The organism is Brevibacterium sp. FAM 24630, assembly GCF_049804075.1.
Taxonomy (GTDB): domain Bacteria; phylum Actinomycetota; class Actinomycetes; order Actinomycetales; family Brevibacteriaceae; genus Brevibacterium.
Genome location: NZ_JBNBZD010000003.1, coordinates 31,571 through 44,850, shown reverse-complemented (window position 1 = coordinate 44,850; position 13,280 = coordinate 31,571). Strand labels below are relative to the sequence as shown.

The 13,280-nt window shown below is 64.3% G+C and carries 12 protein-coding genes; 8 read left to right on the top strand and 4 right to left on the bottom strand.

Annotated features, from left to right (window positions below):
- Positions 1–3: 3 nt before the first annotated feature.
- Both ACPUD7_RS03110 and ACPUD7_RS03105 read right to left on the bottom strand, forming a co-directional pair.
- On the bottom strand, positions 4–2,325 hold the full coding sequence (locus ACPUD7_RS03110) for a DUF6049 family protein (RefSeq protein ID WP_425119090.1): 2,322 nt from the start codon (positions 2,323–2,325) through the stop codon (positions 4–6).
- Positions 2,322–2,810 carry an NUDIX domain-containing protein gene (locus ACPUD7_RS03105; RefSeq protein WP_135537714.1) on the bottom strand — a complete coding sequence of 163 codons (489 nt, stop codon included), beginning with the start codon at positions 2,808–2,810 and terminating at the stop codon, positions 2,322–2,324. Before ACPUD7_RS03105 ends, ACPUD7_RS03110 begins: the two co-directional genes overlap by 4 nt.
- Before the next feature lie 138 nt (positions 2,811–2,948).
- Here ACPUD7_RS03105 and ACPUD7_RS03100 point away from each other — a divergent pair, with 138 nt between their 5' ends.
- From ACPUD7_RS03100 to rplI, 8 genes are all read left to right on the top strand, one after another.
- Positions 2,949–4,424, top strand: coding sequence for a CCA tRNA nucleotidyltransferase (locus tag ACPUD7_RS03100; protein WP_240689572.1), 1,476 nt, complete (start codon positions 2,949–2,951; stop codon positions 4,422–4,424).
- Positions 4,425–4,568: 144 nt separating this feature from the next.
- A complete protein-coding gene (locus ACPUD7_RS03095) occupies positions 4,569–6,275 on the top strand; it encodes an AMP-binding protein (protein WP_135537716.1) in 1,707 nt (568 codons plus the stop codon).
- Between the two features lie 356 nt (positions 6,276–6,631).
- Positions 6,632–8,998, top strand: a complete 2,367-nt coding sequence (locus ACPUD7_RS03090; protein WP_425119089.1) for a transglycosylase domain-containing protein — start codon at positions 6,632–6,634, stop codon at positions 8,996–8,998.
- A gap of 12 nt (positions 8,999–9,010) precedes the next feature.
- Entirely contained in the window at positions 9,011–10,405 is a 1,395-nt protein-coding gene (locus ACPUD7_RS03085) for a hypothetical protein (RefSeq protein WP_425119088.1), read from the top strand.
- A 108-nt stretch (positions 10,406–10,513) separates the two neighbouring features.
- Complete coding sequence (gene rpsF, locus ACPUD7_RS03080) at positions 10,514–10,804, top strand: 30S ribosomal protein S6 (protein ID WP_025779601.1); 291 nt, start codon at positions 10,514–10,516, stop codon at positions 10,802–10,804.
- Between the two features lie 34 nt (positions 10,805–10,838).
- Positions 10,839–11,471 carry a single-stranded DNA-binding protein gene (locus ACPUD7_RS03075; RefSeq protein ID WP_135537717.1) on the top strand — a complete coding sequence of 211 codons (633 nt, stop codon included), beginning with the start codon at positions 10,839–10,841 and terminating at the stop codon, positions 11,469–11,471.
- 37 nt (positions 11,472–11,508) lie between these two features.
- Positions 11,509–11,748 (top strand): 30S ribosomal protein S18, encoded by a 240-nt coding sequence (gene rpsR / locus ACPUD7_RS03070; RefSeq protein WP_135537718.1) that lies wholly within the window; start codon positions 11,509–11,511, stop codon positions 11,746–11,748.
- 16 nt (positions 11,749–11,764) lie between these two features.
- The gene (rplI, locus tag ACPUD7_RS03065; RefSeq protein WP_135537719.1) at positions 11,765–12,223 is read left to right on the top strand and encodes a 50S ribosomal protein L9; all 459 of its coding nucleotides are present in this window, start codon (positions 11,765–11,767) and stop codon (positions 12,221–12,223) included.
- A 178-nt stretch (positions 12,224–12,401) separates the two neighbouring features.
- Here the strand turns inward: rplI and ACPUD7_RS03060 are convergent, their stop codons facing one another.
- Together ACPUD7_RS03060 and ACPUD7_RS03055 are read right to left on the bottom strand one after the other, a co-directional pair.
- The gene (locus tag ACPUD7_RS03060; protein WP_135537720.1) at positions 12,402–12,962 is read right to left on the bottom strand and encodes a DUF488 family protein; all 561 of its coding nucleotides are present in this window, start codon (positions 12,960–12,962) and stop codon (positions 12,402–12,404) included.
- The gene (locus ACPUD7_RS03055; RefSeq protein ID WP_135537721.1) at positions 12,959–13,177 is read right to left on the bottom strand and encodes a DUF2945 domain-containing protein; all 219 of its coding nucleotides are present in this window, start codon (positions 13,175–13,177) and stop codon (positions 12,959–12,961) included. Before ACPUD7_RS03055 ends, ACPUD7_RS03060 begins: the two co-directional genes overlap by 4 nt.
- Between the last annotated feature and the right edge of the window lie 103 nt (positions 13,178–13,280).

Here is a 13,280-nt window from a genome sequence, read left to right as displayed (position 1 = left end):
GCGCTACCTCTTTTCGGGGTCGTCGGTCTGGGCGCGGGCCATCGCGTCGGCCAGCTGCTGTTCGGGGATCTTCGGACGCCCGCGCGAGATCGTCTTGATCAAGCCGATCACGAACACCGCGGCCAGGGCCAATCCGGCCACGGCCGTGCCGATGTTCTCCCAATCGGCGCGGACCCGCACAAGCAGCGACTCATCCCTGGGCAGGACGGCCCCATCGTCGGTGACCATCTCGATCGTGGTCGGCACATCGGCATTGGCCAGGCCTTCGACGGGGACGTCGACACGCATCGTCTCCGCAGCCGGAACCTGCACGGTCTCCGTCTCCTGGGTCCGCAGCTGCGGGGTGGAGGATTTCATTCGGATCCGCAGAGTCGCCTCGGCGGGGGAATCATTGACGATCGTGACGGGAATCGTCGTCTTCACGCCGGTGACGAGGAGGACGGACGATCCCTTGCGCAGGTGCAGGCTGTCCATGAGCTTCCGGCTCTGGTCCCGGGCCTTATCCGCGCAGTCGTTCGCCTTCGGATCCAGGGTCCACGCCGCCGAGGTGCAGCTGAGCAGTTCCCGATCCAAGCGGATGTCCGCGCTCTTCCGGTCGCTGAAGACGCTGTTGAAACCCGTCTGGTTCGATCGGGTCTGGGCCAGGGACGTCACCGTGGATTTGCGGATGTGCGCAGCGTCGGAATCGGTGCGGAGCAGCCCGCGGGCCTCCGACGGCGAGTCGAGGAGTTCGTCGGCCCCGGTCGGGGCGATCCACGGCGCGGAGGTGAGCGCCTCGACCGTCTTCTCCCACCCCGCCGAGGCGGCCGTGCGCGGCAGGGGCACCAGGAGGTTGCGCGCGCGATAGGGGGCTTCGGATTGGATCGCGGCCGATTCGGCGACGAGCTCGGACAGCGCCGAGGCGGGATGTTCGGAAGTGATCGCGGCGGTGCTCATGTCCGTGAGCTTCGAATCGGTGATCAGCGTATCGATCGTCGATTCCCCATCGTCGGTGATCGTCGTCTGCGAATGGGCATCGTCGTGGATGCCGGTGATCGACGGCTGCTGCTCATCACTGAGGATCGCAGTGGAGTTGCCCGACTTCTTCAGTGCCCGCAGTCCGCTCTTCGTCGCGCTGCCGGCCACCGGCCAGGCGATGTCCGTGCGTGCTTCGGGGAAGACGTCCTTGACGATCGCGCGCTGCTTCTGCGCGAAGGAGCCGAGCCGGTCGATCTTGCTGCCGTGGAGTGAGTGGAGATCGGGATCGCCGAAAGGCAGGGCGACGACCGTGTGCTTCTGTGCCTTGGAGACGAAGTCCTCGTACCAGGCGTCGAGGCGTTTGCGGCGCTCCTCTTCGGCTTTGAGTTCGGCGTCGCTGGCTCCGGTGTCCTCGTTCTCAGCGACTCCGACCGGTGGGGTCTGGGTCTGCTCACCGTCCTCGTCGCCGGCCTCCTCGGTCTGCTCCGAGTCCTCGCCGTCGGCGGGAGGAGGTTCGGCGATCGCGGCTTCGAAGGAGGTGATGACTCTCGGGTCGACGGCGAGTGCGAGTTCTTTGTGGTCGAGCAGCTTCATGATCGTCGACAGCGAACCGCCGTCTGCGATGGCCTTGTCGAGCTGCTCGGCGGGGATGAGTCCGTCCTCGGAATGTCCGGGCAGAGTGACCGGGGCGAGCAGGCTGAGCTTCGTCTGGTCGAACTTCGGCGTCGGATACCACGTCGTGAAGCCGAGCGCGGAGGCGCGCAGTCCGGTGCCGTCGCCGAGCTGAACGGCGAGACCGCGCGGACCCCAGGAACTCACGGGCGAGGACTTGCTCAGGCCCAGGTCGTCGGCCTCGACAGTGAAGGTGAACTCGGCGGAGGTGCCGGGATCGATGGTGTCCTCGATCGGCGTGTCGAGGGTGATCCCCGAGTCGCTGTCCGCCTCGGAGCTCTTGTCCTTCTCTGCCTTCTTCCGGGCCTTCGGTCCATCGTGTTCGAGGTCGGCGACGGTGCGGTGCTCAGACCCTCCCCGCTTCCAGTCGCTGAGCCGGGACTCCGAATCGAGCTTGCGGGTCGACATCTGCAGACTCAGGGTCGGCTTCTCGATCGCCTTGTCGGTGGGGTTCGCGACGATTCCGCGGACCGTGAGCGTGCCCTTCTCATCGACCCAGGGTGTGACCTCGTCGAGGGTGATCGTGGGCTTGTCCGCCTGTGTATCGGTCGTCTGCGCCTCCGTGGTGCCCTGAGTATCGGCTGCTGCCGGGGATGCGGACAGAAGCGGAAGCGCGAAAACCGGCCCTGCGAGCAGCATGAGCGTGCTCAGCAGGGCGGTGACGAATCGCAGGCGGCGGATGGGAATGGGTTTCACTGCTCCAGTCGGGACACCATCGGTCGGGCGGCGGCGACGATGCGGCGCTCATTGGCGAAGGAGAGTCGCGAACGCAGGTCGTTGAAGGGCACCCACGCGGCATCGATCGCTTCTTGGTCAGGATCATTATCCACTGTCAGGGTCCCCGATCGTGCACGGAGGAGGAAATGGTGGACGAGTTTGTGGATCCGGATCCCGGTCACGGTGAACCAGTAGTCGACGGTGCCCAGCGGGCAGATGATCTGTCCCGCGATCCCGGTCTCCTCCTCCACCTCACGGCGGGCTGCCTCGGCGGGAGTCTCGGTGCCTTCGAGATGGCCCTTGGGCAGGCACCATTCGATCCGGCCGGCCCGGTTGATGCGCGCGATGACGGCCACGGTCAGCTTCGGATGAGAGAAGTCGACGACGATGCCACCGGCGGAGATCTCCTCCACCGTGGTGCGGCGGGACGCCCGGGGTCCCGGCTTGGGCATCGGTGTGGTCATTCTCCTACCTTAGTAGGCGAATCTTGGAAGTTCCGTGTCACCGGCTCCCGGTAGGCTTATGGGGATCGGAACTTCCGCCTGTGGCCGGGCGGCATGTCTGAGCCGGCAAGAGCAGAAATCTGGAAGAGAAGGAGCTCGGTGGACCCGCAGACCGCGCACGCCCGACTGCACGACAAGCTCGATGAGCTCGAACACATCCTCGGCCCGCTGGGTCAGAGGTTCTCCGCGGCCGGTTTCGAACTCGCCCTCGTCGGCGGGTCCGTCCGTGACGCGCTGCTCGGCCGTCCGATGCCCGACCTCGACTTCACGACCGATGCGCATCCCGATGACATCCTCGGGCTCATCGCCGACTGGGTCGACACGCACTGGGACATCGGTCGGGAATTCGGCACCATCGGAGCCGTGAAGTCCGGTGTGCAGATCGAGATCACGACCTACCGCGCCGAAGCCTATGAGTCCGATTCGCGCAAACCGACCGTGCGCTTCGGCACGGACCTCGACGCCGACCTCGTCCGCCGCGACTTCACCATCGGGGCGATGGCGATCCGCCTGCCGTCGAAGACCTTCGTCGATCCGCACCAGGGCTTCGACGATCTCATCGCTGGGCGCATCCGCACTCCCGGCGCGCCCGCGGACTCCTTCTCCGATGATCCGCTGCGGATGATGCGCGCGGCGCGATTCACCTCTCAACTCGGGCTCGACCCTGTTTCCGAGGTGGAGCTGGCGATGACCGAGATGGCCGAACGCATCGACATCATCTCCGCCGAACGCATCCAGGTCGAACTCGTCAAACTCATGACCGGCATCGATCCGGCCGCCGGCATCGACCTGCTTGTGCGCACCGGCCTCGCCGACCACGTCCTGCCCGAGGTGGCGGGACTGCAGCTCGAGACCGACGAGCACCACCGGCACAAGGACGTCTACCAGCATTCGCTGACCGTGCTGCGTCAGGCCATCGAACTCGAAGAACGCTATGCCGCGGCCCAGGCGGAAGCCGGCATGGCCGATGATGATCCGCAGCGTCTCAGAGTCCCGGACTTCGTCGTCCGCTTCGCCGCGCTCATGCACGATGTCGGCAAACCGGCCACGCGCCGCTTCCAGCCCGGAGGCGCTGTGACCTTCTACCACCATGATGCGGTGGGAGCGAAGCTCACGGCCAAGCGGATGAAGGCGCTGCGCTTCGACAAGGACACGACGAAGGCGGTCGGCCGCCTCGTCGAACTGCATCTGCGGTTCTACGGCTACGGGGATGCCGGCTGGACGGATTCGGCGGTGCGCCGCTACGTCACCGACGCCGGTCCCATGCTCTCCCGTCTGCACATCCTCACCCGTGCCGACGTCACCACCCGCAACAAGCGCAAAGCCGACCGGTTGGCTTTCGCCTATGACGATCTCGAGAAGCGCATCGACGTCCTCGCCAAGCAGGAGGAACTCGCGTCGATCCGTCCCGACCTCGACGGCCGGCAGATCATGGAGATCCTCGACATCGAACCATCGCCGCTGGTGGGCCGCGCGTACAAGCATCTGCTCGAGCTGCGGATGGAGCACGGACCACTCGGGCCCGAGCGCGCCGAGGCGGAGCTGCGCACATGGTGGGAAGACCACGGTCAGTGACCGACTGCTGCTGATCCGCCTGCGCCGAGTTCTCGACCGACCCCGCTGATCTGCGGACTGATCTGTGCTGATAGTTTCGGAATCGTCTAGATTTGTGCTTGGCGTCACAGACTGTGGCGTGGGCGATAGTGTGAGGAGAGAGCAATGACGGTGACCGACGAGTTCAGAGCAGCCCGAGATCAGCTGATCGAGCTCCGCAGCGACTACGACGCTGCCCGCGAGAAGTTCGAATGGCCGCGTTTCACACACTTCAACTTCGCCCTCGACTGGTTCGACAAGATCGCGGAGAACAATGACAACCCGGCCCTGTGGATCGTCGAACAGGACGGAACCGAGGGCAAGTGGAGCTTCGCGGAGCTCTCGGCCCGGTCGAACCAGGTGGCCAACCACTTCCGCCGCGCCGGCATCAAGCGTGGTGACCATGTCATGGTCATGCTCAACAACCAGGTCGAACTGTGGGAGACGATGCTCGCCGGCATCAAGCTCGGCGCCGTGCTGCTGCCCGCGACGACGCAGCTGGGGCCCATCGATCTGACCGATCGCGTCGAACGCGGCAAGGCCGAGTTCGTCGTCGCCGGCACCGAGGATGCCGCGAAGTTCGATGATGTCGAATCCGAAGTCGTGCGCATCGTCGTCGGCGGTGAGCCCACCCGCCAGCAGGACTACAGCTACTCCGACGCCGATGAGGAGAGCACCGATTTCGACCCGCAGGGCAGCTCACGAGCTGATGACCTGCTGCTGCTCTACTTCACCTCGGGCACGACATCGAAGGCGAAGATGGTCGCTCACTCGCACGTCTCCTACCCCGTCGGCCACCTTTCGACCATGTACTGGATGGGACTGACCCCGGGCGACGTCCACCTCAACGTCGCCTCGCCCGGTTGGGCCAAGCACGCGTGGTCGAACATCTTCACTCCGTGGATCGCCGAGGCCTGCGTCTTCCTCTACAACTACTCGCGCTTCGACGCGAACGCGCTGATGGAGACCATGGACCGGGTCGGTGTGACGAGCTTCTGCGCCCCTCCGACAGTGTGGCGGATGCTCATCCAGGCCGACCTCAAGCATCTGAAGAATCCTCCGACGAAGGCCCTGGGCGCCGGCGAGCCGCTCAACCCCGAGGTGATCGACCGCGTCAAGAACGACTGGGGCGTGCTCATCCGCGACGGCTTCGGCCAGACCGAATCGACCCTGCAGATCGGCAACCCGCCGGATCAGGAGCTCAAGTACGGTTCGATGGGCAAGGCCCTGCCCGGCTTCGACGTCGTGCTCGTCGACCCGGCCACCGGCGAAGAGGGAGACGAGGGCGAGATCTGTCTGCGTCTCGACCCGCGTCCCATCGGCCTGACCAGCGGCTACTGGAGCAACGAGGAGAAGACGGCCGAAGCCTTCTCCGGCGGCGTCTACCACACCGGTGACGTGGCCGAACGCGATGAGAACGGGTTCATCACCTACGTCGGCCGTGCTGATGACGTGTTCAAGGCCAGCGACTACCGACTCTCTCCGTTCGAACTCGAGAGCGTGCTCATCGAACACGAAGCCGTCGCCGAGGCGGCCGTCGTGCCCTCGCCGGACCCGCTGCGCCTGGCCGTGCCGAAGGCCTATGTCGTCGTCTCCGACAAGTTCGAGGCCAACGCCGAGACCGCACGGTCGATCCTCGCCTACTGCCGTGAGAATCTGGCACCGTACAAGCGCATCCGCCGTCTCGAGTTCGCCGAACTTCCGAAGACGATCTCCGGCAAGATCCGACGCGTCGAGCTGCGGGCGCGCGAGGACCAGCTCCACCCGTTCAGCGGCGAACCCGCCGTCGAGGGCAGCGAATACGCGGATACGGACTTCGACCTCAAGAGCTGACTCCGGTCGGTCGCACCCCTGGCCCCCGGCCGCCTCGGTCGTGCAAACGCGCCGTTCAACAGGGAGTCAGGTTTTCGATGGTTCCTCGTATCGAAAACCTGACTCCCTGTTGAATGTGAGCAAACACGCACATGTCATGGTTGAAAATCATGCCGTGAAGTAAAATACCTGGTGAGATGCTCTGCGCCGGGTTACTCGGTGGACTGTACGGTAACCTCTCGCGATCGGAGGGTACGAGGCTCAGCACTTTTTCACCCTCTACTAAAGAAGGCGTGCCAGACTGAGGGGCGTCTTTGACCTTTTTCGGACCTCGTCGCCACGCATCGCGGCAGGCTGACTGACCTGGAGGACCTTGGGTGGCTAAGGGACAACACAGAGCCAAGAACATCGGCAGGAATACGAAGAATCTGCTCAACTACCCGCGAGCGGGTGTGAGCGGCTGGACTCGTTTCCTGCCGAGCATTCGCGTACTCGTCGTCGGCGGGCTCAGCCTCGTCATCGCGCTGTGCGTGCTCTTCGCTGTCGGATATGCGGCGACGGACATCCCGGAGCCGAACCTCGAGGCAACCGGTCAGACCTCGACGATCTACTACAGCGATGGCAAGACCCCCATCGGCCAGTACAAGGTCGAAGACCGCAAGTCCGTGGAGTTCGACGAGATCTCCGAGCCGATGCAGAAGGCCGCGATCGCCGCTGAGGACACCTCGTTCTACGAGAACCGCGGCATTTCGATCAAGGGTCTGTCCCGAGCGGTGGTCGGTGTGGCGACGAACAAGTACGCGGGTGGCGGTTCGACGATCACCCAGCAGTACGTGAAGAACTTCTACCTCACGAACGAGCATTCCTTTGATCGCAAGATCAAGGAGATGTTCATCTCGCTCAAGATCGACCAGCAGCAGTCGAAGGACGAGATCCTCACGAACTATCTCAACACCATCTATCTGGGCAGGCGCTCCTACGGCGTCGAGGTGGCTGCACAGAACTACTTCGACAAATCGGCGAAGGACCTCGACGTCAGTGAGTCCGCTCTCTTGGCCGCGATGATTCAGCGTCCCGGTGCTGCCGACCCCTCGGATAATCCCGAGGCTTACGAGGACCGCTTCGACTATGTGGTCAAGTCGATGGTCGACGAAGGCTTCATCACCGAAGATCAGGCCGTGAAGGTCAAGTTGCCGAAGGTGGAGAAGCAGAACAAGGAATCCTCGCTGTCCGGCCAGAAGGGCTACATGTGGGACTTCGTCCGCCGCGAGGCACTGCGGAAGCTCGACATCGATGAAGCCCAGCTCGACCGCGGCGGCTACAACATCGTCACAACTTTCGACAAGGATCGGATGAAGGCGGCCGAACAGGCCATTAAGTCATTGCCGCCGAACCAGCCCGAAGGCATGCAGGCCGGACTCGTCTCGATCGACCCGGACAACGGTGGAATCGAAGCCTTTTACGGTGGCAAGAACTATCTCGACCAGGCATTCAATGCCTCCACACAGAGCCATGTGCAGGCCGGTTCGACGTTCAAGCCCTTCGCCCTTGTGGCCGGGTTCGAGAACGGTGTGCGCCTGACCGATTCCTACCCCGGTTCCAGCCCGACAACGTTGAACAATGACGGCACGCCCTGGCCGGTGAAGAACTTCGGGAATACGAGCTACGGACCGGTGAGCCTGCTCAAGGCGACCCAGTCCTCGATCAATACAGCCTATGCCGCTCTGAATGTGCAGGTCGGGCCGGACAAAACCGTAGACGTCGCCGAACGTGCGGGACTGAGCCCGAACTGCACGAAGAAGGAGATGAAGGCCGGCAATACGGGCGGCTGCTCGATCGAGCTGACCCCGAACCCGTCGAACGTGCTCGGCACACCGAGTGTCAAGCCCATCGATATGGCTTCGGCGTACGCGACCTTCGCCTCCAACGGTGTCCACCACGAGACCCACTCGATCAAGACGATCCACCAGGGTGCCGAGGACAAGGAAGTGTACAAGGCCGAGACCAAGGGAAAGCGCGTCTTCGACAAGGCCGTCGCTGCGGAGACCTCCTACGCTCTGCAACAGGTCGTCAACGGCGGATCGGGCAGCTACGCCCAGAACGTCGGTCGACCCGTAGCCGGGAAGACCGGTACTTCCACGTCGAACAAGTCGGCTTGGTTCTCCGGCTACACCCCGAACCTCGCAACCTCGGTCGTGCTCTACCGCGAAGTCGACGGCAAGTCGATCTCGATCGGACCCTATGGCGGACGCGGCGAAGTCACCGGTGGCTCATTCCCCGTGCAGGTGTGGACAGACTACATGCAGCAGGCCCTCCAGGGTGAGAAGGTCGAACAGTTCCCCGCCCGCGGAGAACTGCCCGACAAGCCGAAGCCGAAGAACACCAACGCTCCAGCGGCTCCGAAACCCAAGCCTGCTCCCAAGGCTCCGTCGGACAACAGCGACGGCGATAAGAGCAAGGAGACCAAGGCTCCGATCGAGCCGCCGAAGGACGACGAGGACAAGGACAAGAACAAGGACTCGGATTCCAAGGACGGCAACAAGGACTCCGAAAAGGACGCCGACGGTAAAGATTCCGACGGCAAGGACGACAAGAACTCCGACAACGGGGACAACGAGGATTCGGGTGACGGAGGCGACGGCGACGAGTCCGGTTCGGATGAGGACCCGCCGAAGGATAAAGATGATGGGCCGGCAGGCAAGCTTCCTGTTGAGCCGCCGAAGTCGCCGGGGCGCAATGACTAGTAACCTCTAGCCATGCCCTCGAAGCCCAGTACCCGGATCGCCGAGCCTCTGCTCGGCGGTCCGGTCGGCATTCACCTCGGTGTCGCCGGTCGCCGGTTCCGCAGCGCGCAGGCGTACGCCTTCGCAGCAGTCCTCGGTGTCACCACTTTCCTTGCCCTGGCACTGCAGGGGCCGTGTCTGAACTCGGGATACGAACAGCCCGCCGCCTCGGCGAGGATGTGCGCGGGCCCCCTCTCAACGGCCTTCGCCGGTGACGTCAATCCCGAAGTGCTCGGCCGCTCGCACGGTGGTGCGGGAGCATTGGCACCACTCGAGGCCCGCCTGGTCGACCTGCTCCACCTGGTCACGAACGACGTCTCACTGTTCATGGTCGTCGTGCTCCTGCTCAACACCGCCGGGATCGCGGCCCTCGGTGCGGGACTGCTCGTCCTCGCCCGCGAACGCGCCTGGCTGATCGCGGTTTTCGCCTCCCCGCTCATTCTCTTCACCCTCGGCTCCACACTCGACCCGCTCGCCCTAGCCCTGAGCATTTGGGCGATGGTCCTCTTCACAGGCTCTCCGCCGGTACCTCCGCGCGGCTGGCCGGCCGGCGTGCTGCTGGGCATCGCGGCATTCATCAACCCGCTCGCCCTGCTCGTCCTCCTCGCCCTCGCCGTGGCCGGGCCGCACCCGGCACGGGGACTTCAGCCACGGGACCCGCGGATGATGCTCGCCGCGGCCATGATCACCTCGGCGCTTCTGCTCGTCATCGACCGCACGGCTGTCGACCGGGTCATCCACTGGTACTCCGATGCTGTCGACGGCGGCTCCTTCGCCTCGATTCTGCTCATGGCCGACCTCGGCGACACCGCACTGTGGGCCCCGCTGTGGATCATCGCCAGCGGCGGAGTGATCCTCGCCGTGGCCATCGCCCTGCACATGGTGCGACGCACCGGCCTCGACCCGGCCGTGTCCGCGTGTCTGCTCATCGGAGGCTGCCTGCTTCTGGCACCGGGCCTCATGCCCTGGGACAGCTTGTGGCTGCTGCCGTTCGTCGCCCTGTCCATCCGCCGCTGGTGGGTGCTCATCGTCTGGACCCTCGCCGAGGCGGTCTTCGCCGTCGGCATCCGACTCGGCGATGTCTCCGGCTACGAACTCGACGAGGGCCTCGATGCCGCCTTCGTCGCGCTCTTCGCCCTGCTGCGACTCCTCGCCCTCGTCCTCGTCGTCATCATGGCCGGGGACAACCTCTACCGGCGACGGATCCGCGGCCGCACGGCGACGGAGGGGCCGCCTCGGCGAGGGGAGGAACCTCGACACCCGCCCACGCCCGATGCCGACGCAGGGTACGGGGACCATCAGGACGCAGGCCGTAAGGAAGACCACGCGGACGGACATGACAGCTCGCCGATGCGTCGACTAGACTAGCGAGGTCTGTTCCCATTTCGTGACCAGCACGGAAGCGGGACGGACATGCATATACCCTCCTGCCATGGACCGACCATGGCCGCAAAGACCAGAGGAGGTGGGTGACATATGCGTAAGTACGAGCTCATGCTCATTCTTGACAACGACCTCGAAGAGCGGACGCTGGCTGACACCGTGAACAACCTGATCAAGGTTGTCCCGGCTGAGAACGGCACCGTCGACAACGTGGACATCTGGGGACGTCGTCGCTTCGCGTACGAGATCCAGAAGAAGTCCGAGGGCTACTACGTCGTGGTGGATTTCCACGCCGAGCCTGCAACGACCAAGGAACTCGATCGTCAGCTCGGACTCAACGAGTCCGTTCTGCGCACGAAGATCCTCCGCCCGGACGCCAAGTAAGGCATCTAAGCTACCTCGCTTCAAGGAGCATTCAATGGCAGGCGAAACAGTCATCACGGTCGTCGGGAACCTGACCAGCGATCCCGAACTGCGCTTCACACCCAACGGTGCTGCAGTCGCAAACTTCACCGTGGCCTCGACGCCGCGTATCTTCGACCGTCAGGCCAACGAGTTCAAGGACGGGGAAACCCTGTTCCTGCGCTGCTCGGTATGGCGTGAAATGGGAGAGAACGTCGCCGAATCCCTGCAGCGTGGTACACGGGTCGTCGTTCAGGGCCGTTTGAAATCCCGGTCCTTCGAAACCAAGGAAGGCGAGAAGCGCACCGTCATGGAGCTGGATGTCGACGAAGTCGGCCCCAGCCTGCGACGCGCCACCGCCCAGGTGACGAAGAACACCCCCGGCGGCGGAGGATTCTCCGGCGGCGGCAACTTCGGCGGAGGCCAGGGCGGAGGCGGCCAGCAGGGCGGCTTCGGCAACCAGCAGTCCTCCGGATGGGGCAACAACCCCCAGCAGGGCGGCCCTCAGGGCAGCCAGCAGGGTGGTCAGCGCCAGGGCGGCTACGGCCAGGGCAACAACGCACCGGGCAACGATCCGTGGGCATCATCGAACCCGCAGAGCGGAAACGGCGGCTGGGGCAACCCGGGCGCCGACGAACCCCCGTTCTGATCCACGTCTGAAGACATTTCGTTAACAGGAGATACTCATGGCCAAGCCAGAGATCCGGAAGCCTATCAAGAAGAAGGCTAATCCGCTCAAGAAGGGCGAAGCGGCGACCATCCACTACAAGGACACCGCTACGCTCCGTAAGTTCATTTCCGACCGCGGCAAGATCCGTGCACGTCGCGTCACCGGTGTGACCGTGCAGGAACAGCGCGTCATCGCAAAGGCTGTCAAGAACGCCCGCGAGATGGCACTTCTGCCCTACTCGAGCTCAGCTCGCTGATCGGAGGGAAAGAAATATGCCTAACCGCAAAGTGATTCTGAACCAGGAAGTCGACGGCCTCGGTGCCGCCGGCGATGTCGTCGAGGTTCGTGCCGGATACGCACGCAACCTGCTGCTGCCCCGTGGCTGGGCTTCGGCCTGGAGCGCCGGCGCCGAGAAGCACATCGAGTCCGTCCGCAAGGCCCGTCAGGCCAAGCAGATCGCCGACCACGATGAGGCTGTCAAGGTCAAGGGCGAACTCGAGTCGTCCACGGCTCGCATCGACATGAAGGCCGGCAAGAACGGTCGCCTCTTCGGCGCCGTCACCCCGGCTCTCGTGGCCGAAGCGCTGCAGACGGCAATCGGGCACGACTTCGATCGTCGCCAGGTCGCTCTGACCGAGCACGTCAAGACCCCGGGCAGCTACAACGCTGTCGTGCGCGTCAACGACGAGATCACCGCGAAGATCAAGTTCGAGGTCATCGGCAAGGCCTGATCGGCCCCATCCGTTGATCCGGACGTGGCGAGAGGGCTGCCCGGTCCGTACCGACCGGCACGACCCTCCCCACACCACCGCCGAGGCGGCACCTGTATTCAGGTGCCGCCTCGGCGCGTCTGTCAGGGTTTGCGGCGTCCGCTGGAGCGTGCGGCGTCGGTTGGAGCAGATCGGCCCTTCAGGCATCGGCCGGATAGGTGACGCGTGCATCCTCATCGAGCACCGCCCCCGCACTCAGCTTCGCCGCATCGATATGGTCATGGCCGAGCACGTGGGCGACCTTGAGCCCACGGCCGAGCAGCTGATCGGCGATGATCCTCCGGTGGCAGCGCCACCACACGGCTTCTGAGCACATGAGCGCACATCGTACGTCCTCACCCCAGTCGACGAGGGTGTCGAGGTCCGTACGGAACTCCTCGGACAGGCAGTGGTCGGCGTAGTTGTGGAAGCTTCTGTTCTGCCACCAAGCGTTGACGTCGAACGGCACCGTGCGGCTGACCGGTCGCCGGCCGGTCAGTCCCTCGAGGCGCCGCAGCTCGATCCCCGCCTCGGCGAGGTCGGTCTCAAGGGTGTCGGCGTTGAACTGGGGATTCCGGTTCGATCCTGGGAGTTTGCGGACGTCGACGACCACCTCGGTGCCGGTGGCCGTGAGGAGATCGATGAACTCGTTCAGTTCACGATTCGAATGCCCGATGGTGAGAAACTCGGATTCCCTTGCCGCGGGGGTCGGGTCGGTCATCGCTTGTCGATGCGGTGAAGTGCGCTGCCCTTGTGCGCGGCGATGTGGTCGGTCTTATCGCTGCGGATCTCGTACTGAGGTTCGTCCGGCGATGCCCGTCGGTTGTGCCCCTTGTACTCGAAATCCGAGGTGTGGACCTTGGTGATCGTACCGGAGACCTCGCCCGCTTCCGAGTTCCATCCCACGTGATCACCGACGTTGAATTCGGATCCCATGCTGCCTCCTCGACCTCAATGGCTGTGTTCCCATCCAAACACGAAGGTCGACGGAAGGGAACCAGGTGTCTCGGGGTCCTCGCTTCCGACCGACCGGCCGGTG

Excerpts from the sequence above, each read along its gene's own strand:
- ACPUD7_RS03105 (WP_135537714.1), bottom strand. The coding sequence starts at position 2,810 with ATGACCACACCGATGCCCAAGCCGGGACCCCGGGCGTCCCGCCGCACC.
- ACPUD7_RS03095 (WP_135537716.1), top strand. The coding sequence starts at position 4,569 with ATGACGGTGACCGACGAGTTCAGAGCAGCCCGAGATCAGCTGATCGAG.
- ACPUD7_RS03085 (WP_425119088.1), top strand. The coding sequence starts at position 9,011 with ATGCCCTCGAAGCCCAGTACCCGGATCGCCGAGCCTCTGCTCGGCGGT.
- rpsF (WP_025779601.1), top strand. The coding sequence starts at position 10,514 with ATGCGTAAGTACGAGCTCATGCTCATTCTTGACAACGACCTCGAAGAG.
- ACPUD7_RS03075 (WP_135537717.1), top strand. The coding sequence starts at position 10,839 with ATGGCAGGCGAAACAGTCATCACGGTCGTCGGGAACCTGACCAGCGAT.
- rpsR (WP_135537718.1), top strand. The coding sequence starts at position 11,509 with ATGGCCAAGCCAGAGATCCGGAAGCCTATCAAGAAGAAGGCTAATCCG.
- rplI (WP_135537719.1), top strand. The coding sequence starts at position 11,765 with ATGCCTAACCGCAAAGTGATTCTGAACCAGGAAGTCGACGGCCTCGGT.
- ACPUD7_RS03060 (WP_135537720.1), bottom strand. The coding sequence starts at position 12,962 with ATGACCGACCCGACCCCCGCGGCAAGGGAATCCGAGTTTCTCACCATC.
- ACPUD7_RS03055 (WP_135537721.1), bottom strand. The coding sequence starts at position 13,177 with ATGGGATCCGAATTCAACGTCGGTGATCACGTGGGATGGAACTCGGAA.